This is a genomic window from Nonomuraea sp. NPDC049419 (assembly GCF_040676995.1).
Taxonomy (GTDB): Bacteria; Actinomycetota; Actinomycetes; order Streptosporangiales; family Streptosporangiaceae; genus Nonomuraea; species Nonomuraea salmonea.
This window is the reverse complement of record NZ_JBFAQB010000022.1, coordinates 60,035-79,605: the sequence shown is the minus strand read 5'-3', so window position 1 is coordinate 79,605 and position 19,571 is coordinate 60,035. Positions and strand designations below refer to the sequence as shown.

General features: G+C 73.1%; 14 protein-coding genes. 12 read left to right on the top strand and 2 right to left on the bottom strand.

The annotated features are described in order from the left end of the window. The first annotated feature begins 58 nt into the window (after positions 1-58). The 5 genes from zwf (at position 59) to AB0K12_RS40635 (ending at position 8,532) form a co-directional block, all read left to right on the top strand. Positions 59-1,552: a glucose-6-phosphate dehydrogenase gene (gene zwf, locus AB0K12_RS40655; RefSeq protein WP_364573220.1), complete on the top strand. Its 1,494-nt coding sequence runs from the start codon at positions 59-61 to the stop codon at positions 1,550-1,552. Further along, positions 1,549-3,492, top strand: coding sequence for a phosphogluconate dehydratase (gene edd / locus AB0K12_RS40650; RefSeq protein ID WP_364573218.1), 1,944 nt, complete (start codon positions 1,549-1,551; stop codon positions 3,490-3,492). The genes zwf and edd overlap by 4 nt, the downstream gene beginning before the upstream one ends. Positions 3,493-3,612: 120 nt before the next feature. Continuing rightward, positions 3,613-4,578: a glucokinase gene (glk, locus tag AB0K12_RS40645; protein ID WP_364573216.1), complete on the top strand. Its 966-nt coding sequence runs from the start codon at positions 3,613-3,615 to the stop codon at positions 4,576-4,578. Positions 4,579-4,676: 98 nt separating this feature from the next. Continuing rightward, positions 4,677-5,288, top strand: coding sequence for a bifunctional 4-hydroxy-2-oxoglutarate aldolase/2-dehydro-3-deoxy-phosphogluconate aldolase (gene eda, locus AB0K12_RS40640; RefSeq protein ID WP_364573214.1), 612 nt, complete (start codon positions 4,677-4,679; stop codon positions 5,286-5,288). Positions 5,289-5,379: 91 nt separating this feature from the next. Next, a complete protein-coding gene (locus AB0K12_RS40635; protein WP_364573212.1) occupies positions 5,380-8,532 on the top strand; it encodes an NACHT domain-containing protein in 3,153 nt (1,050 codons plus the stop codon). Here the strand turns inward: AB0K12_RS40635 and AB0K12_RS40630 are convergent, their stop codons facing one another. Further along, on the bottom strand, positions 8,533-9,441 hold the full coding sequence (locus AB0K12_RS40630; protein WP_364573210.1) for a LysR family transcriptional regulator: 909 nt from the start codon (positions 9,439-9,441) through the stop codon (positions 8,533-8,535). A gap of 85 nt (positions 9,442-9,526) precedes the next feature. Here AB0K12_RS40630 and AB0K12_RS40625 point away from each other — a divergent pair, with 85 nt between their 5' ends. The 7 genes from AB0K12_RS40625 to AB0K12_RS40595 all read left to right on the top strand — a co-directional run bounded on the left by AB0K12_RS40625 (position 9,527) and on the right by AB0K12_RS40595 (position 18,406). Then, positions 9,527-10,390, top strand: a complete 864-nt coding sequence (locus AB0K12_RS40625; protein WP_364573208.1) for a xanthine dehydrogenase family protein subunit M — start codon at positions 9,527-9,529, stop codon at positions 10,388-10,390. Between the two features lies 1 nt (position 10,391). Next, positions 10,392-10,859, top strand: a complete 468-nt coding sequence (locus AB0K12_RS40620; protein ID WP_364573206.1) for a (2Fe-2S)-binding protein — start codon at positions 10,392-10,394, stop codon at positions 10,857-10,859. Beyond that, positions 10,856-13,204 carry an aerobic carbon-monoxide dehydrogenase large subunit gene (locus tag AB0K12_RS40615; RefSeq protein ID WP_364573204.1) on the top strand — a complete coding sequence of 783 codons (2,349 nt, stop codon included), beginning with the start codon at positions 10,856-10,858 and terminating at the stop codon, positions 13,202-13,204. Before AB0K12_RS40620 ends, AB0K12_RS40615 begins: the two co-directional genes overlap by 4 nt. After that, positions 13,201-13,947 (top strand): XdhC family protein, encoded by a 747-nt coding sequence (locus AB0K12_RS40610; protein ID WP_364573202.1) that lies wholly within the window; start codon positions 13,201-13,203, stop codon positions 13,945-13,947. The genes AB0K12_RS40615 and AB0K12_RS40610 overlap by 4 nt, the downstream gene beginning before the upstream one ends. Positions 13,948-14,069: 122 nt before the next feature. Further along, a complete protein-coding gene (locus tag AB0K12_RS40605) occupies positions 14,070-14,861 on the top strand; it encodes an IclR family transcriptional regulator (protein ID WP_364573200.1) in 792 nt (263 codons plus the stop codon). Positions 14,862-14,997: 136 nt separating this feature from the next. Then, positions 14,998-16,143: a cytochrome P450 gene (locus AB0K12_RS40600; RefSeq protein WP_364573197.1), complete on the top strand. Its 1,146-nt coding sequence runs from the start codon at positions 14,998-15,000 to the stop codon at positions 16,141-16,143. A 184-nt stretch (positions 16,144-16,327) separates the two neighbouring features. Continuing rightward, positions 16,328-18,406 (top strand): protein kinase, encoded by a 2,079-nt coding sequence (locus AB0K12_RS40595; RefSeq protein ID WP_364573195.1) that lies wholly within the window; start codon positions 16,328-16,330, stop codon positions 18,404-18,406. A gap of 23 nt (positions 18,407-18,429) precedes the next feature. Here AB0K12_RS40595 and AB0K12_RS40590 read toward each other — a convergent pair whose 3' ends face one another. Continuing rightward, complete coding sequence (locus AB0K12_RS40590; RefSeq protein WP_364573193.1) at positions 18,430-19,335, bottom strand: D-isomer specific 2-hydroxyacid dehydrogenase family protein; 906 nt, start codon at positions 19,333-19,335, stop codon at positions 18,430-18,432. Between the last annotated feature and the right edge of the window lie 236 nt (positions 19,336-19,571).

Below are 19,571 nucleotides of genomic sequence, written 5' to 3'. Positions count from 1 at the left end.
CAAACTCTCGTTAGTGTCCGTTCTGTCCCTGCTTGGTAGATCGTTCGGAGTCCCTACCGTGTCCCCCTCCGTCCCAGAAGCCCTCGCACCTGCGGAAGTCACCGCCTACACCGCCGATCTCGTCGTGTTCGGCGGCACCGGCGACCTGTCCATGCGCAAACTGATCCCCGCGCTCTACCACAGCGACCGTGACGGCCGCCTGGCCCCGGAGACCCGGATCATCGCCATGTCCAGGGGCGGGCTGACCGACGCCGACTTCCGCGGCAAGGTGGACGCCGAGGTACGCGGCCAGGTGCCCGACGACGACCCCGACGGCTGGCAGCGCTTCCTGGGCCGCCTGCACCACGTCTCGGTGGACGTCGGCGGCCAGAACAGGTCCGGCTGGAGCGCGCTGAGCCGCCTGCTCGCCGGGCACGAGCAGCGCGACCGCGTCTTCTACCTGGCCAGCCCGCCGCGCACGTTCGGCCCCTTCTGCCGCGAGCTGCAGGACGCCGGCCTGGTGACGCCGCGCTCGCGGGTGGTGCTGGAGAAGCCGCTCGGCAACGACCTGGCCAGCGCCCAGCGCATCAACGACGAGGTCGGCGCCATCTTCGAGGAGCACCAGATCTTCCGCATCGACCACTACCTGGGCAAGGAGACGGTGCAGAACCTGCTGGTGCTGCGCTTCGCCAACGCCTTCCTCGAGCCGATCTGGAACTCGCTGTGGATCGACCACGTCCAGATCACCGCCGCCGAGACCGTCGGCACGCCCGGCCGGCGCGGCTACTACGACCACGCGGGCGCGCTGCGCGACATGGTGCAGAACCACCTGCTCCAGCTCCTCACGCTGACCGCGATGGAGCCGCCGGCCCGCAACGACCGCGAGGCCATCCGCGACGAGAAGGTCAAGGTGCTGCAGTCGCTGCGGCCGATCGCGGGCGGCGAAGTGGACCGTTTCACCGTGCGCGGGCAGTACACCGGGGCCGGTGACATGCCGGGCTACCTGGACGAGCCCGCCTCCACGCCGCCGACCGAGGAGTCGCGCAGGGTGGAGACGTTCACCGCGATCAGGGCCGAGATCAAGAACTGGCGCTGGGCCGGAGTGCCGTTCTACCTGCGCACCGGCAAGCGCATGCCGTACCGGCGCTCGGAGATCGTGGTGCAGTTCAAGGACGTGCCGCACTCCATCTTCCCCGGCGGCTCGCCGAACCGGCTGGTGCTGCGGCTGCAGCCCGAAGAGGGCATCGAGCTGCACATCATGGCCAAGGAGCCGGGCGCGGGCGAGGTGACGCTGAAGCCGGTGCCGCTGTCGCTGAGCTTCGGCAAGACGTTCACGGCGCGGGTGCCTGAGGCGTACGAGCGGCTGCTGACCGACGTGCTGGCCGGGAACCCGACGCTGTTCATGCGGCGCGACGAGGTCGAGGCGGCCTGGCGCTGGATCGATCCGATTCTGGAGGCGTGGAAGGCCGACCCCGCGTCGCCCGAGCCCTACCCCGCAGGAACCACCGGCCCCGCCGGAGCCCACGAACTGCTCGGCCGCAGCGGTCGCGCCTGGCACGAGGAGGAACTGTGAACCCCGTCATTCAGGAGATCACCGACCGCATCGCCGCGCGGAGCGCCGCCAGCCGGGCCGCCTACCTGGAGCGGATCCGCCGCGACGGCGAGGCCGCCCGCGCCAAGGGCCCGGCGCGGGCCCACCTCGGCTGCGCGAACCTCGCGCACGGCTTCGCCGGCGCCTCCGCCGAGGACAAGCCGGCCCTGCGCGGCACGGCCAAGCCGGGCGTGGCCATCGTGACCAGCTACAACGACATGCTGTCCGCGCACCAGCCGTACGAGACGTACCCGCCCGAGCTGAAGCGGGCCGTGCGCGAGGCGGGCGGCGTCGCGCAGGTCGCGGGCGGCGTGCCGGCCATGTGCGACGGCATCACGCAGGGCCGCGCGGGCATGGAGCTGTCGCTCTACAGCCGTGACGTGATCGCCATGGCGGCCGCGATCGCGCTGTCGCACGACATGTTCGACGCCACGCTGCTGCTGGGCGTGTGCGACAAGATCGTGCCGGGCCTGTTCATCGGCGCGCTGCACTTCGGGCACCTGCCGGCGATCTTCGTGCCGGCCGGGCCGATGACCTCGGGCCTGCCGAACAAGGTCAAGGCGCGCACCCGGCAGCTGTTCGCCGAGGGCAAGGTCGGCAGGGACGAACTGCTCGACGCCGAGGCGAAGTCGTACCACTCCCCCGGCACCTGCACCTTCTACGGCACCGCCAACTCCAACCAGGCGCTGATGGAGGTCATGGGCCTGCACCTGCCCGGCTCGACGTTCGTCAACCCGCACACCGAGCTGCGGCACGCGCTCACCGAGGCGGCCGGGCGGCGCGCGGTGGAGATCACCGCGCACGGCGCGGCGTACACGCCGATCGGCGAGCTCGTGGACGAGAAGACGATCGTGAACGCCTGCGTGGCGCTGCTGGCCACCGGCGGCTCCACGAACCACACGCTGCACCTGGTGGCCATGGCCGCCGCCGCGGGCATCGTGCTGACCTGGGACGACCTGGCCTGCCTGTCGGAGGTCGTGCCGTCGCTCACCAAGATCTACCCCAACGGCCAGGCGGACGTGAACCACTTCCGCGAGGCCGGCGGCATGCAGGTGCTCATCGGCGACCTGCTGGACGAGGGCCTGCTGCACGGCGACGTGATGACCGTGGCGGGCCCCGGCCTCGACCGCTACCGCGAGGCGCCCGAGCTGGTGGACGGCGAGCTGGTGTGGGCGCCGGTCACCGGCGGCAGCAAGGACCGCGACGTGCTGCGCCCGGTCGCCGACCCGTTCTCCGCCGACGGCGGCATCCACATGCTGGAGGGCAACCTGGGCCGCGCGGTCAGCAAGGTGTCGGCGGTCAAGCCGGAGCACCTGGTGATCGAGGCGCCGGCCAAGGTGTTCGACGACCAGCTCGACCTGCTGAAGGCGTTCGAGGCCGGCGAGCTGGACGGCCAGGACTTCGTGGCGGTCATCCGCTACCAGGGCCCGAGCGCGAACGGCATGCCGGAGCTGCACAAGCTCACCCCGCCGCTGGCGGTGCTGCTCGACAGGGGGCAGCGGGTGGCGATCGTCACCGACGGCCGCATGTCGGGCGCGTCGGGCAAGGTGCCCGCCGCCATCCACCTGTCGCCCGAGGCCGCCGACGGCGGGCCGATCGCGCTGGTCCGCGACGGCGACGTGATCAGGCTGGACTCGGCCCAGGGCACGCTGGAGCTGCTGGTGCCGGCCGAGGAGCTGGCCAGGCGGACGCCCGAGGGCCGGCCGCTGAGCGACGCGCAGTGGGTCGGCACCGGCCGCGAGCTGTTCGCCATCTTCCGCCGCATGGCGGGCCACGCCGAGCAGGGCGCCGGCATCTTCGGCGTCAGCGGCGCCGAGTCGCCCGACCACGGCCCCGGGCTGGGCTTCCCCGCCCAGGCGGGCTCCTCGCACCTGGAGACGGGCGCGCCGGTCGGCGCGCGGCCCGCTGGACTGGCCCGGTGACCGTTCTTCCCGCTGTCCGCCGGTGCGCTCACGGCCCCCTCTGGGGCGCCGTGAGCTCCCGTGGCATCCTTCGGGGGAACGGCTGCGATCTTGACGCCGCCCTGAACGCCGGAGGTATGCGTGAGTGCCTTTGACCTTCCGTGGCTCGTCGCCGACATCGGGGGGACCAACGCCAGGTTCGGCCTGGTCACCTCGCTCGGAGCAGGCCCGTCGCACGTGGCGGTGCTGGCCGGCGCCGACTACCCGACGTTGCCCGACGCCGTGACGGCCTACCTCGCCCAGCACGCGGGCGGGGTGCGGCCCGGCGCGGCGTGCCTGGCGCTGGCGGGGCCGATCGAGGGCGAGCACTACCGGCTCACGAACTCCGCGTGGGCCGGCTCCGTCCGCGATCTCGGCATCCCGTACGTCCGGCTGCTCAACGACTTCGAGGCGCTGGCCGTGTCGCTGCCCCACCTTGAGGGCGGCGACCTGGTCTCGCTGGGCGGCCCGCCGCCGGGCGACGGCGTCAAGGCGGTGCTCGGCCCGGGAACGGGGCTCGGCGTGGGCGCGCTCGCGCCGTCCGAGCACGGCTGGATCCCGCTCCCCGGCGAGGGCGGGCACGTCACGGTGCCGGTCGTGGAGCCGCGCGAGTTCGAGGTCGTCCGCGCGCTGCGCTCGCAGGGGGTGCCGCACGTCGTGGCCGAGCACCTGCTGTCGGGGCCTGGGCTGGTGCGGCTGCACCGGGCGCTGGCCCTGGTGAACGGCGTCACCGCGCCCGGCCTGACCGCCGCCGACATCGTGGCCAGGGTCGACGACTCGCTGTGCGCCGAGACGATCGAGATGTTCTGCGCGCTGCTGGGCGGCTTCGCCGGGAACGTGGCGCTGACGCTCGGCGCCCGGGGAGGGGTCTACCTCGCCGGGGGCGTGCTGCCCCGTATCGTGGAGCGCGTGTGCGGCAGCGCCTTCCGCGCGCGGTTCGAGGCCAACCCCGACATGGCCGCCTACCTGGCCGGCATCGGGACGTCGCTCATCGTGGCCGCCCAGCCGGGCATGACCGGCGCGGCCGCCTGGCTGAGTCAGCGGGCCCGCCGGGAGCTGGTGGGCTGACCACGGCATCGGCACGGCATCGGCACAACATCGGCATGATTCCGGCACATTGACACGGCCCTCTTCGCAGGAGTGCCGATGAGGAGAGAGAAAATCCCATGAGCTTGCTCGATCTCGCCCCCGTGATCCCCGTCGTGGTGATCGACGACGCGGCGACCGCCGTCCCGCTGGCGCGGGCGCTGGTCGCCGGCGGGCTGCCGGTCATCGAGGTGACCCTGCGCACGCCCGCCGCCCGCGAGGCCATCGCGCGCATCGCGGCCGAGGTGCCTGACGCCACGGTGGGCGCGGGGACGGTCAGGACGACCGACGACATCGCGGCGTCGGTGTCAGCCGGCGCGAAGTTCCTCGTCTCGCCCGGCACCACGTTGTCGCTGGTGGAGGCGCTCGACTCGAGCGGGGTGCCATATCTGCCGGGCGCGGCCACCGTCTCCGAGGTGATGGCGCTGGCCGAGCGCGGCATCAAGGAGCTGAAGTTCTTCCCCGCCGAGGCGGCGGGCGGCGTGCCGTACCTCAAGGCGATCGGCGGACCGCTGCCCGACGTGCGGTTCTGCCCGACCGGCGGCATCCGCCTGGCCACCGCTCCCGACTACCTGGCGCTGCCCAACGTGGGCTGCGTCGGCGGCACCTGGCTCACCCCGGCCGACGCGCTCGCGGCCGGCGACTGGGGCCGCGTCGAGAAGCTGGCCGCGGAGGCCGCCGCGCTCCGCTGACCCGGCCTTCCCCGGCCGGGAGATCCGGTGATCCCGCACTGCCGGGATCCCCGGATCCCCGGATCACCGGGATCACCGGGATAATGGCCGGGTGGCTTTGGAGACGGCCGCCCTGAAGGTGGGCACGGCGGTCGGCGAGCGTGCCGTGCGCGCCTGGCTGACCGCCCGATCGACCGGCGAGAGCAGCCGCCTGCCGCTCGTCGAGCTGATGCGTACGCATTTTCCCGACCAGCTCGTCCGCCGCAAGGCGCGGCGGCAGATCGACGACATCGCCGACGCCGTGACCGCACGCGTCACCACGCTGTGCGGTCACGAGTTCCCCGGGCTCGGCGACGACGACCGGCTGGTCGTGCTGGCCGAGGTGACCGACGCGCTGGCGCGGGCCGATCTGTCCGACCGTGCCCTGTTCGCCGCCGACGCCGACCCCGTACGCCTGGCGCGCGAGCTGCGCGGGGCGCTGCCCGCGTCCAAGGACCTGGGTGAGGCGCAGGCACGGCTGTACGAGGTCGTGCTCGACGAGTGCTGCGACTGCCTGGTCAGGGTGGTGCGGCACCTGCCCGAGTTCCAGCCGCGCGCCGCGGCCGAGACGCTGTCCCGGCTGACCGGGCTCGGCGACCAGCTCGCCGCCATGCTGGCCCGGTTACCCGCGCGCACGCTGCTGGCCCCAGAAGGGTCCGACCTCGACGCCGACTTCCGCCGCCGCTACCTCGAACACGTCGCCCGCACACTCGACAACCTGGAGCTGCTGGGCGTACGGGTCGAGCGGTTCCGGCCCCGGATGTCTCTCAGCGTCGCCTACATCAGCCTGTCGGTGACCGCTGCCCGGGCCGCGAGCGGCCTGCACGCCGCCTGGCACGACGTCCCCGACGAGCCCGCCGCCATGCGCGTGGAGAGCGCGCTCGGGCAGGGCCGCCGCATCCTGCTGCGCGGCGAGGCCGGCGGCGGCAAGAGCACGCTGCTGCGCTGGCTCGCGATCACCGCCGCCAGGAGCGGGTTCGGGGGTGAGCTGGCCGGCTGGAACGGCTGCGTGCCGTTCCTGGTGAAGCTGCGCAGCTACGCCGACCGCGAGCTGCCGCGGCCCGAGCAGTTCCTCGACCTGACCGCGGGAGCGCTGGCCGGGCTGATGCCGGCCGGCTGGGCGCACCGGCAGCTCGCCTCCGGTCAGGCGCTGCTGCTCATCGACGGCGTGGACGAGCTGACCGGCGCGCAGCGCAGGGCGATCAAGCCGTGGCTGAGCGGGCTGCTCGCCGAGTTCCCCGCCGTCCGCGTCCTCGTCACCAGCCGCCCGTCGGCCGCTTCGGCGTCGTGGCTGGAGGAGGACGGCTTCGCGCCCGCGTTCCTCGAACGCATGACGCCCGCCGACACGCGGGCGCTGGTCGAGCACTGGCACGAGGCCATCAGGAGCAGCGCCGACCTGCCCTGCCCGCCCGAGCAGCTGCCCGTGGTGCGCGAGCGCCTGCTGTCGCACCTGAAGAACGCGCCGCACCTGCGCGCCCTCGCCGCCACCCCGCTGCTCGCCTCCATGCTCTGCGCGCTCAACCTCGACCGCACCTCCCAGCTGCCGCCCGACCGCATGGGCCTGTACGCGGCGGCGCTGGAGATGCTGCTCGAACGCAGGGACGCCGAGCGGGTCATCCCCAGCTACGGCGAGATCCACCTCAACCGGGCGCAGAAGCTCCAGGTGCTGCAGGAGCTGGCCTGGCAGCTGTCCGTGACGAACCGGGTCGAGCTGCCCAAGCCTGCGGCCCGCGCCTGGGTGGACCGGGTCGTCGCCACGATGCCCCGGGTGCGCGCCGACGGCGGCCAGGTGCTCGACTACCTGCTCGCCCGCAGCGGCGTCCTCCGCGAGCCCGCCGAGGGCCGCATCGACTTCGTGCACAGGACCGTCCAGGAATACCTGACGGCCCGCGCCGCCGCCGAGGTCGGCGACGTCGAGCCCCTCGTCTCGAACGCCCACCGGGATCAGTGGCGCGAAGTGGTGGTCATGGCCGCCGGCCACGCCAACGGCCCGACCCGCGAAGCCCTCCTGGACGGGTTACTGTCCCGCACAGCCAACGAACCCCGCCGCGCCCGCCGCCTCAAGATCCTGGTCTGCGCCTGCCTGGAGACGTTGCCATCGGTCCCTGAACGCCTCCGCGAGGCCGTGGACCAGTGCCTGGACGACCTCATCCCGCCGAGGGACATGGCAGCGGCCGCCACTCTTGCCTTGGCCGGCCAAGTGGTCCTCGACCGCCTCCCGAGAGAGCTGAGCGCCCTCTCCCCCACCGCCGCCAAAGCATGTGCCAGAACCGCCCAGCTGATCAACGGCCCTGCGGCGCTCGATCTCCTGGCGGGGTATGCCCGTGATGACCGGGTGCAGGATGAGCTGGTGCGGAGCTGGCGGTACTTCGAGCCGCACGCCTACGCCCGGCGAGTGCTCTCCGTCATGGCGACTCCGCCGCGGCTCTTCGTGACCACGGCGGGGCAGATGGAGGCCCTCCGCGTGCTGCCTCCGCAGCGGGACATATTGATCATTTCGACGGCGGTGCGGGATCTCAGCCCGCTCCTCGCCCATCGGGAGTCCCTGACCGACCTCAACCTGGCCGGCGCGATCGACGAGGCGGCCGGCTCCGTCGTGCGCCGGCTCAGCGCTCTGAAGGAACTCAGCGTGGACAGTGTTCACTCCGTCGACGTCCTGACGGCCCTGCCTCATCTCTCCCTCGTCGAAGTCGCCGATACATCCCGGATCCCGGACCTCAACGCCCTCGGCGGGGCCACCGAACTGCGGGCCCTGCACCTCAGGAAAGCCACTTCTCTGACCTCATGGGACTCGCTGCCTCCGCTCGATCGGCTGCGCGACCTGTCGCTGACCCGCACGCCGCTGGCGACCTCCGCGCGCGAGATCGTCCGCCGTGCTCCCCGCCTGGAATTCCTCATGGTCGGGGACAACGACCACGTCACCGATCTGGACGCGCTCAGCGAGATCGGCCTCACCTCGCTCGTCCTGTGGCGCATCCCTCTGCTGGAGGACCTCTCGCCGCTCGCAGGCTGCCGGTCGCTGCAAACGCTGCAACTCGTGGACACCGCGGTGCATGACCTCTCACCGCTGGCGCACCTGCCGGAGTTGCGCTTCCTCTATCTGTCCGACTGCCCTCCTGATCTCGACCTCGCTCCCCTCGCCGGCAACGCTCGTCTGACAGTGCATCTCTTCCAGGGTCAGAAGGTGCGGAACGGGCACCTGTTCGGGAGACGGTTGCGTCGGTGATCAGCTCCAGATCGAGACGTGCACGGCGGGGCGGAAGCGGCTTCTGGGGACGCCCTCGTCCGGGGTGCGCATGACGTGCGTGGCCGCTGGTGTCGTCAGGAAGTGGAGGAAGGTGCCGGCGGCGGTCGAGCGGGTTCCCTGGTCGAGGGTGGTGGCGTACCAATAGGTGGCCAGTGGGGTGGCCGGGGTGTCTATGGTGGTCAGCTCGCCCTTGCGTAACGCCGCCGCCACCAGATGAGCGGTCGCGGGGGCGACGCCGGCGCCTTCCGCGGCGGCCTTCCAGGCGGCGGTCTGGTTGGCGAAGACGCGTACCTGGGACTCCTGGACGCGGAGGAGGCGCAGCAGGCGGCTGGTGTCGCTGGCCGGGTCGGCGGCCGAGGGGCCGACCAGCCAGTGGTCGCGGCGGCCGCGCGGCGAGCCGACCACGATGAGGCGGCAGCGCAGCACCGGCCGGCTGGTCAGGCCGTCGCCGGTGACCTGGGCGCCGAGCGCGACGTCGGCGAGCCGGCTGGTGAGCAGCAGCGGGATCTCGGCGGTGTCGGCGACACCGGTGGTGGCGTCCACGGGCTTGCGCTGGGTGAACAGGCAGAGCAGGGGGCCCGCGACGTACTCGGCGAGTCCTGCGTCCATGACCACGTGCAGGTGGGCCGGGCGACCGGGCTGGACGGCGGCGACGGCCTCGGCGCCGAGCGCGACGATCCTGGCGGCGATGCCGAGCAGCCGCCTGCCGCCCTCGGTGAGCTCCATGCGGTCGCCGCTGCGGGTGACGAGGGGGTCGCCGAGGTGCCGGCGCAGCTGGGCGAGCGACTGGGAGACGGCGGGCTCGCTGACGCCCAGGGCGCGGGCGGCGGCTTTGACCGAGCCGAGGCGGGCGACGAAGACGAACGCGCCGAGCTGGCTGAGTGTCACCTCCTCTTCATAGTTCGCACCCCCGCATTAAGGAATCCCTTATTTCGCGATTGATGCGACAAATCGGTAACAGCACTGTGCTCTCATGCAGGTTCCCGCGACGTTCGAATACGAGAGAGCCGACAGTGTCGCGCACGCGCTCGAACTTCTGGCGCGGTACGGCCCCGAGGCCAGGATCGTGGCCGGCGGCCACAGCCTGATCCCCATGATGAAGCTGCGCCTGGCCCAGCCCGAGGCGCTGATCGACATCAACGGCCTGGCCGCTGAGCTGGGGCGGATCGCGGTCGAGGGCGACGAGCTGGCGATCGGGGCGCTGGTGCGGCACACGGAGTTGCTGGAGAGCGGCACCGCCACCGACCTTTTCCCGATATTTCGGGATGCGGAGCGGGTTATTGCCGACCCGATCGTCCGAAATCGGGGGACCGTTGGCGGCTCCCTTTGTCAGGGAGATCCGTCGGAGGATTTGTCGGCGGTGTTCACCGCATTGCGCGCGACGGCCGTCATCCAGGGCCCAGGCGGCACCCGTACGGTGCCGGTCAGGGAATTCCATCGGGGTCCTTACGAGACCGCCGTCGAACCCCACGAACTCCTCCTCCAGCTCCGCGTGCCGATCACGGCGGGCACCGGCAGCGCGTACGAGAAGGTCGAGCGGCGCGTCGGCGACTGGCCGGTGGCGGCGGCGGGCGCGGTGCTCACCGTCGCGGACGGCGTCATCAGGCAGGCCGGGATCGGGCTGACCGCCGTCGGAGCCGACCACTTCTGCGCTCCGGAAGCTGAGGAGTACCTGCTGAGCCGGGCACCCGGCGACGAGGCGTTCGCCGAGGCGGGACGGATCGCCGCCGGGCACTGCGAGCCGCACGCCGACCAGCGCGGGCCCGCCGACTACAAGCGCCATCTGGCCGCCGAGCTGACCAGGCGCGCACTGGGCGCCGCCGCGGGGAGGATCTGACATGCGGATCACGGTCACGGTGAACGGGCAGCCGTACACCAGGGACGTCGAGCCGAGGCTGCTGCTCGTGCACTTCCTGCGCGACGAGCTGGGCCTGACCGGCACCCACTGGGGCTGCGACACCTCCAACTGCGGCGTCTGCACGGTGCAGCTGGACGGCGTGCCGGTCAAGTCGTGCACGGTGCTCGCCGTCATGGCCGACGGCCACGAGGTGACCACCGTCGAGGGCCTGGAGCGGGACGGCGAGCTGGACGTCGTGCAGAAGGGCTTCGTGGAGTGCCACGGCCTGCAGTGCGGGTTCTGCACGCCGGGCATGCTGCTGACCGCCCGCGCGCTGCTCGACCGCGACCCCGACCCCGACGAGGGCCGGATCAGGGAGGCCATCTCGGGCCAGCTGTGCCGGTGCACGGGCTACGAGAACATCGTCCGCTCGATCAGGTGGGCCGCCGAGAGGGAGGCGAGGTCATGAGCTACGGGCGCATGCGCCGCAAGGAGGACGCCAGGTTCATCCGGGGGCGCGGCAACTACACCGACGACGTGCTGCTGCCCGGCATGCTGTACGGCGCGATCCTGCGCAGCCCGCACGCCCACGCGCGCATCGTCTCGGTGGACACGAGCGCGGCCGAGGCGCATCCGAAGGTGAAGGCGGTCATCACCGGCGAGACGCTGGCTGGCCTGAACCTGGCCTGGATGCCGACGTTGTCGCAGGACACGCAGGCCGTGCTCGCCACGGACAAGGTGCGCTTCCAGGGGCAGGAGGTGGCGTTCGTGGTGGCGGAGGACGCGTACTCGGCCCGCGACGCGCTGGAGCTCATCGACGTCGAGTACGAGCCGCTCGACGCGGTCATCAACGCCAGGAAGGCGCTCGACGCGGCCGCCCCGGTGATCAGGGACGATCTGGAGGGCCGTACCGACAACCACATCTTCGACTGGGAGGCGGGGGACCGGGCGCGTACGGAGGAGATCTTCGCCGGCGCGGAGGTCACGGTCGCGCAGGACATGCTCTACCCGCGCGTGCATCCCGCGCCCTTGGAGACGTGCGGTGCGGTGGCGGACTTCGACAAGGTGACGGGCAAGCTGACGGTCTGGTGCCCGACGCAGGCGCCGCACGCGCACCGGACGCTGTACGCCATGGTGGCGGGGCTGCCCGAGCACAAGATCCGGGTGATCTCGCCGGACATCGGCGGCGGCTTCGGCGGCAAGGTCGGCATCTATCCGGGATATGTCTGCGCGATCGTCGGCTCGATCGTCACCGGCCGCCCGGTCAAGTGGATGGAGGACCGCTCGGAGAACCTCATGAGCACCGCCTTCGCCCGCGACTACCACATGCGCGGCGAGATCGCCGCGACCCGCGACGGGCGGATCCAGGCGATCCGCGTCAAGGTGCTCGCCGACCACGGGGCCTTCAACGGCACCGCGCAGCCGACGAAGTTCCCGGCCGGCTTCTTCCACGTCTTCTCCGGCTCGTACGACATCGAGGCCGCCCACTGCGAGGTCACCGGCGTCTACACCAACAAGGCGCCGGGCGGCGTCGCCTACGCCTGCTCCTTCCGCATCACCGAGGCCGTCTACCTGGTCGAGCGCCTGGTGGACGTGCTGGCCGCCGAGCTCGGCCTGGACCCCGCCGAGCTGCGCATGCGCAACCTGCTCAAACCCGAGCAGTTCCCGTACCACTCCCCCACCGGCTGGGAGTACGACTCGGGCGACTACCCGAAGGCGCTGCGCCTGGCCATGGACCTGGCCAGCTACGACAAGCTGCGCGCCGAGCAGGCCGACCGGCGGGCCAGGGGCGAGCTGATGGGCATCGGCATCAGCTTCTTCACCGAGGCGGTCGGCGCGGGCCCGCGCAAGCACATGGACATCCTCGGCCTCGGCATGGCCGACGGCGCCGAGCTGCGCGTGCACCCGACCGGCAAGGCGGTGCTGCGGGTGTCGTGCCAGTCGCAGGGCCAGGGGCACGAGACCACGTTCGCGCAGATCGTCGGGCAGGAGCTGGGCATCCCGGCCGACGACGTGGAGGTGGTGCACGGCGACACCGACCAGACGCCGTTCGGCCTCGGCACGTACGGCTCCCGCTCCACCCCCGTCTCCGGCGCCGCCACCGCGATCGTGGCGCGCAAGGTGCGCGACCGGGCCAAGATCGTCGCGGCGGCCATGCTGGAGGCGTCGCCGGACGACCTGGAGTGGGCCGACGGGAAGTGGTCGGTGGTGGGCGACCCGTCCACCGGCAGGTCGATGGCCGAGATCGCGCTGGCCGCCCACTCGAACCTGGAGCTGCCCGACGGCGTCGAAGGCCACCTGGACGCCGTCACCGTCTACAACCCGCCCAACCTGACCTATCCGTTCGGCGCCTACATCTGCGTCGTGGACGTCGATCCGGGCACCGGGCAGGTGAAGGTGCGCAGGTTCGTGGCCGTGGACGACTGCGGGGTGCGGATCAACCCGATGATCGTCGAGGGGCAGATCCACGGCGGCCTGGCCGACGGGGTCGGCATGGCGCTCATGCAGGTGATGGCGTTCGACGAGGACGGCAACCACCTGGGCGCCTCGTTCATGGACTACCTGCTGCCGACCGCGATGGAGTGCCCGTCGTGGGAGCTGGGCGAGACCGTGACGCCGTCGCCGACGCATCCGATCGGCGCGAAGGGCGTCGGCGAGTCGGCCACGGTGGGCTCGCCCGCCGCCGTGGTCAACGCCGTGGTGGACGCGCTGCGCCCGTACGGGGTGCGGCACGCCGACATGCCGCTGACCCCGGCGAACGTGTGGCGGGTCACCAGGGGCGAGCCGTTCCGCACGGACCTGGCGATCCCGTGAGCGCGTTCCTCGGCATGCCGGCGCCCCCGCCCCGGCCTGGAACCTCGCGGGCGCCGGCGGCCACGGATCTCGACGCGCGGGCGGCCGGGCTGCGGTCGGGGCGGGAGCCGTACGTGCTGGCCACCGTCGTCCGCGCGCAGCGGCCGGCCAGCGCCAAGGCGGGCGACCGCGCGGTGGTGCTGCCCGACGGGACGATCGAGGGGTTCGTGGGCGGGGTGTGCGCGACCGGCACCGTACGCACCCAGAGCCTGCGCCTGCTGAGCGCCGGCGGCACGACCCTGCTGCGCATCTCTCCGGAGCAGGCCGAGCCGCACGAGGAGGAGGGGCTGGTCGCGGTCGGCCAGCCCTGCCTGTCGGGCGGCACGCTGGAGATCTTCCTGGAGGCGGTGCTGCCGCCCGCGCTCGTCCGCGTGCACGGCGACGGCCCCATCGCGCGGGCGCTCGCCGCCGTGGGGACGGCGATGGGCTGCAACGTGGACACCGGCTCCGGGCCGCTCGCCGACGACACCGCGGCGGTGCTGGTCGCCTCGCACGGCGTGGGCGAGGAGCCGGTGCTGCGGGAGGCGCTGCAGCGCGGGGTGCCGTACGTCGGGCTGATCGCCAGCCGCAGGCGCGGCGCGGCGGTGCTGGCCCGGCTGGAGGGAGGTGAGCGCGTGCACGCCCCCGCCGGCCTGGACATCGGCGCGCGGACGCCGGGCGAGGTGGCGGTCTCCGTGTACGCGGAGATCATCGCTCTTCACTGAGCGTGGTATCACCGGGCGGCGGCCGGGTAGGTCAGCGGTTGGAATCAGCAGCCCCGACAACAGCCCGAACCGCAGCCCCCCGGGAAGCCCTTTCTGCTCCTCGGAGAGCGAAAGGGACATCGATGCCGACGGAAACGATCAGTCAAGCGCGCATGGTGCGGCGCGAGCGGCCCGCGTCCCAGCCGGGCAGCCTTGAGCGGGGCATCGACATCCTGCTCGCGCTCAGCGCGGCCACCGGGCCCGTCACGCTGTCGCAGCTGTGCCGCAGCACCGGCCTGCCGAAGTCGACGGCCCACCGCATACTCGGCGTGCTCTGCTCGCGGGAGCTGGCCAGGCGGGTGGGGAGCGCGTACCTGCCGGGTGAGCTGCTGGCGTCGTTGGGCGGGGTGACCAGGCCGCGCATCCCCGGCTCCCGCAGGCGCGTGCTGCCCTACCTGCTCCACCTGTACGAGGCCACCCGGCAGACGGTCAACCTGGCCGTGCCCGCCGGGCTCGAGGTCCGTTACGTCGAACGCGTCTACGGCCACGACCGGGTCCGCTCGCGCTCCGACGGCGACGACCGGGCGCCGCTGCACTGCACGGCGGCGGGCAAGGCGCTGCTGGCCTTCGACGCCAAGCTGCGCCACGACCTGCCGGCGCACGGCCCGTTCGAGCGGCTGACCCGCCGCACGGTCACGAGCCTCGCGGCGCTCGACCGCGAGCTGGCCCAGGTGCGCAGGCAGGGCCTGGCCTGCTCCCAGGAGGAGTACACCGAGGGCGTGGCCTGCGTGGCAGCGCCGGTGTTCGGGCCGGGCGGGCGGGTGTGCATGGCGGTGTCGGTGGCGGCGCCGGCCCAAGTGGTGCCGCTGGGGCCGCTCGGCATCTCCGTACGCGGCGCCGCCCAGGCCATCTCCGCCGCCCTCCTCGGCCGGTGAGCGTTCCGGTCACCGGAACACCGACCGATCTTGCCGCCGGATGTGTTCCATTGGCCGAAACCCCGCATTGCGGCGCCGCTCCGGGGGCGATCACATCGATCCATGACCTACCCACCCGCTCCGCGGCAGGCAGCGCGTGCCTAGGGGGCTGCCCAGGACGAGCGTGCTGGAGAGCCTGCGCCTGACCGCCCTGCTCCTCCCCCCGGGCAGCATCCCGCACGTCACGCACGGCCGCGACCTGCTGCGCTCCCGCCCGCTGCTGGCCGCCCTCGATGCCCGCTACGGCGGCCGTCCCGTCCTCGTCCGCCGGCCGCGCCGCCCCGCGCTGCTGGTGCTGTCCAAGCGCGACGCCGTGCGCGTGCTGGCCGAGGACGACGCCTCCTACGCGCCCGCGCTCGACGAGCGCCCCTTCGGCCTGCCCACCGACGTGCTGCGGCCGCGCTTCATCGAGATCGCCAAGGAGGAGGCCGCGGACCTGGCCAGCGGCGTGGTCGACCACTCCAGGCTCAACGCCTGCTGGCAGCGGGTGGCCAGGCGGTGCGTCTACGGCGACGGCGCCGCCCGCGACGAGGAGCTGACCCGGCTGCTGGAGGGCCTCACGCGGGCCGGGCGGTGGCGGGCGAGCCGCCGGCAGGAGATCCTGTCCGGCCGCTACGACGCCCGCATCATCGACCACCTGCGCAGGGCCGAACCGGGCAGCCTGGCCGGGCTCATCGCCGAGACCCCCGAGCCGGAGGCGCGCGGGCTCATGCAGGCGGCGTACTGGCTCATGGGGTTCGGCTGCGCGGCCGCCGGGCTGACGCAGACGCTGGCGCTGCTCGCCGCGCACCCCGGCCACCGCAAGACCGCCCGCTCCGATCCCGACCACCTGCGCGCCTGCCTGCGCGAGGGCCTGCGCCTGTGGCCGTCCGTGCCCGCGCTCGCGCGCGTCACGACCACCGAGACCTCCTGGTACGGCAGCGCCGTCCCCGCCGGCACCCCCGTCCTCGTGCCGGTCGCCGCCCACCAGCGCAGCCCGCGCCTGCCGTACGCCGACACCTTCGCCCCCGAGATCTGGCTGGACGGCACCGCCGCCACCGAGTGGTGGGCCCGGCCCGGCTGCGACGGCGTGAACCTGACGCTCGCCGTCGGCACCGCGTTCCTCGGCGCCATCCTGCGCACCGCCCGTCCCAAGCCCGTCGGCCGGCTGCTCTCGCCCCACCGGCCGCTGCCGCACGCCATCGATCTCGCCCGGTTGCGGATCTCCATGCGTCCCCTGCGCCGCGACCCCGCCAGAGGCTGACGACGGGATAGCCCGATGCGGCCATGCGCGGACTACTCGCCACCGGGCATCGCCTTCCTCCGTTAGAGTCTGGGGTACAAACGGGATGCCGGGCGCGGGACAGTTCGGGTTGTCACACGAAACGAACCGGCGGGAGGAACGGTTCGGGTTGCGACGGGATGACGACGGCGAGAGGACGGCGACGTTGGGGCGCTCCGCAGGCACTCCTCTTGAGCCGGAAGACCCGCCGGCGATCGGCCCCTATGAGCTGATCAGCCGTCTCGGTTCCGGCGGCATGGGCGTGGTCTATCTCGCCAGGGCCGCCGACGGCTCCAAGGTCGCGGTCAAGGCGATCCGGCGCGACTTCACCGCCGACCCCGTCTACCGCGCGCGCTTCCACGAAGAGGTGTCCAACGCGCGCAAGGTCGCCTCGTTCTGCACCGCCCGGGTGCTCGACCACGGCGAGGACCGCGGGCGGCTCTACCTCGTCACCGAGTACATCGACGGCATCTCGCTCGAAGACCACCTCATCGAGCACGGGGCGCTGTCGCCGTCCGTGCTCCACGCCGCCGCCGTCGGCGTGGCCGCCGCGCTCACCGCCATCCACGCCGCCGGGCTCGTCCACCGCGACCTCAAGCCGGCCAACGTGATGCTGACGCTGGCCGGGCCGCGGGTGATCGACTTCGGGCTGGCCCGCTCCACCCACGTGCACTCCCGCCACACCAACGCCGGCATGGTCATGGGCACGCCCGGCTGGATCGCTCCCGAGCAGGTCTTCGAGGGCCAGACCAGCCCGGCGGGCGACGTGTTCGCGTGGGGGTCGCTCATCGCGTACGCGGGGCTCGGCGGGCATCCGTTCGGCGAGGGCGACGCGTACGTGATGGCGGCCAGGGCCCGGCAGGCGCCACCCGACCTGCGGGGGCTGCCCGCGCCGCTCGACCGGCTGGTCGCCGCGGCCATCCACCCCGACCCCGCGCGGCGGCCCGCCGCCCGGCAGCTGCTGCTGGAGCTCGTGGGGGCGGCCGACGAGCCGGCCGCGCAGCTCGCCGCCACCAGGCACCTCACCAGCGCGTGGAACCCGTCGGAGTTCGGCCCCCTCATGCCGCCCCGGCCCGACCGCGCGGGCCCGGCCCCCCACGGCACTCCCGGCCCTGGGCACGCGCCGCAGGCGGCTCCCGGCTCCTCGCACGCCGGGCCAGGTCCCGCCCACGCACCCCATCCCGGACCGAATGCCGCGCGGGCGCCCCAGCCCGGACCCGGCTCCTCGCACGCGCCGCAGCCCGAGGCGGCGCGGGCGCCGCAGCAGGTCGTGCCGGGAGGCGCCCACGGGGCGCCGCAACCGCCGCCGGCCGAACGCACCGGACCGCGTCCCGGCGTCTCGCAGCAGCCGTCGCCCGCCGAGCGCACGGGGCCCCGGCCTGGGTCCTCACCTCAACCACAGCCGGGGGGTGCGCAACTGCCGCCGCCCGCCGAGCGCACCGGGCCGCTGCCGGGAGGCTCGCCGTTGCCGCCGCCCGCCGAGCGCACCGGGCCCCGCCCTGGGGCGTCACATCAGCCGCCGCCCGCCGAGCGCACCGGACCCCGCCCCGGGGCGTCACATCAGCCGCCACCGGCCGAACGCACCGGACCCCGGCCCGGGGCGTCGCATCAGCCGCCACCGGGGGGTGTGCAGCTGCCGCCGCTGGTCGAGCGGACCGGGCCCATGCCGCGGGTGCCCATGCCGCCTCAGGGCGGGCAGGGGCCGATGCCCCATCAGGCGGGGCCGCACCACTCGACGACCGGCCAGGGCCCGCTCCCCGGCTACCCCGCGCGGCCCAAGCGCGGGGTACTGTCCGGCTGCCTGATGGCGGCCGTGATCGTCATCGTGCTGCTGGTGCTGCTGGTGACAGCGGTGTCGTGGTTCCTCCGCTCGACGGGCGTCGGCGCGGACGGGCCGGTGCAGGACGGCAAGCTGCGGTTCGCGGTGACCAGTACGAAGTGCCCCGAGCCGGGCGGGGCGGCGACCATGCGCACGTGCGAGGTCGGCGTCCAGGTCAGGAACGTCGGCCAGGAGGCCCGCGTCCTCGACCCCGGCCGGCAGAAGCTGATCGACGAGGACGAGGCCCTGCACGACGGCGCCAAGCTGCTCGACGCCGACGGCAAGGAGATCACCCCGGCCCGCATCGAGGCGGGCCGGACGTTCAAGGGCTCGCTGGTGTTCGAGCTGCCGAAGAACCTCGACCCGCTCGGCCTGGAGGTCCACGACTCCGGCCTGAGCAGGGGTGCCCGCCTCAACCTCGACTGAGCACCCCCGCAGCGGCAGGTGCGTCAGAAGCCCTGCTTGGGAGAGGCCACGCCTTCGAGTGGCTCGCCGGCGCCGAAGTGGCGGACGTTGGCGGTGACCCGGCCGGCCAGGCCGCGCCAGTAAGCGGGGCGGGGGTTGGCGCTGTGGGGGGTGATGAGGACGTTCTGCATGGTCCACAGCGGGTGGCCGGCGGGCAGCGGCTCGGGGTCGGTGACGTCGAGGGCGGCGCCGCCGATGACGCCCGCGCGCAGCGCCTCGACCAGATCGCCGGTGACGACGAGGCTGCCTCTGGCGACGTTCACCAGCCAGGCGTCCTTCTCCATGAGCTCGAACTCGCGCGTTCCGAACATGCCCTTGGTCTCGGGGGTGGCGGGCGCGGCGACGACGACGTAGTCGGCGCCGGGCAGCGCCTCGCGGTAGCGGGCGCGCGGCAGGACGGCGTCGGCGCCCGGCACCTCGCCGCGGTCGCTGACCCCCACCACCCGGCAGCCGAACGGCTCGAGCAGCCGGGTCAGCGCCCGCCCGATGCCGCCCGCGCCGACGATGGCGACCGTCGAGCCGGCCAGCATCCGGGAGTCGTTGCGGCCCCAGGTGGTGGCCCTGGCGTGGCGGTGCAGATCGCGGGCGGCGGCCAGCATGAGGGCCAGCGCCTGCTCGGCGACGGCGGGGCCGTAGGAGCCGGTGGCGGCGGTGAAGACGGGGTGCTCCGTGACGACGCCGGCGTCGGCCCACCGCTCGATGCCGGCGTGCGGCAGCTGCACCCAGCGGATGCCTTCGTGCAGCATGCCGCGCAGCTCGGCGGGGTCGTCGCTGCCGAAGTAGACGATCGCCTCGGCCTGCTCAAGAGGCACGACCCGGCCGCCGCCGCGTTCGACGGCGTCGATGAGCGCGGGGACGGGTTCGGGACCGACGTGAACGGCAACGGTCATCGGGGCAGCCTCCGGGAGGTACGCAAGGACACGCAAGGACATTCAAGGTCAGGGCCACGAGCCTATCCGCCCCCGTTCGTCACCTCGCTCCCGCCATCGCATGATTCCCGACTTTTGGGCTTTCGGGCGCATAAGTAGCGTGATCATCTGACTTATCGGACTACGACTCTCAAAAGGGGCGCTTGACCATAAGGCACCCATGAGCAACGCTGAAGCGACAACTGTTGCCGGGGGCA

What these genes read in the sequence shown, in the direction of transcription:
- AB0K12_RS40590 (WP_364573193.1), bottom strand. Translation starts at nt 19,335, where the DNA reads ATGACCGTTGCCGTTCACGTCGGTCCCGAACCCGTCCCCGCGCTCATC.
- eda (WP_364573214.1), top strand. Translation starts at nt 4,677, where the DNA reads ATGAGCTTGCTCGATCTCGCCCCCGTGATCCCCGTCGTGGTGATCGAC.
- AB0K12_RS40605 (WP_364573200.1), top strand. Translation starts at nt 14,070, where the DNA reads ATGCCGACGGAAACGATCAGTCAAGCGCGCATGGTGCGGCGCGAGCGG.
- AB0K12_RS40625 (WP_364573208.1), top strand. Translation starts at nt 9,527, where the DNA reads ATGCAGGTTCCCGCGACGTTCGAATACGAGAGAGCCGACAGTGTCGCG.
- AB0K12_RS40620 (WP_364573206.1), top strand. Translation starts at nt 10,392, where the DNA reads ATGCGGATCACGGTCACGGTGAACGGGCAGCCGTACACCAGGGACGTC.
- AB0K12_RS40615 (WP_364573204.1), top strand. Translation starts at nt 10,856, where the DNA reads ATGAGCTACGGGCGCATGCGCCGCAAGGAGGACGCCAGGTTCATCCGG.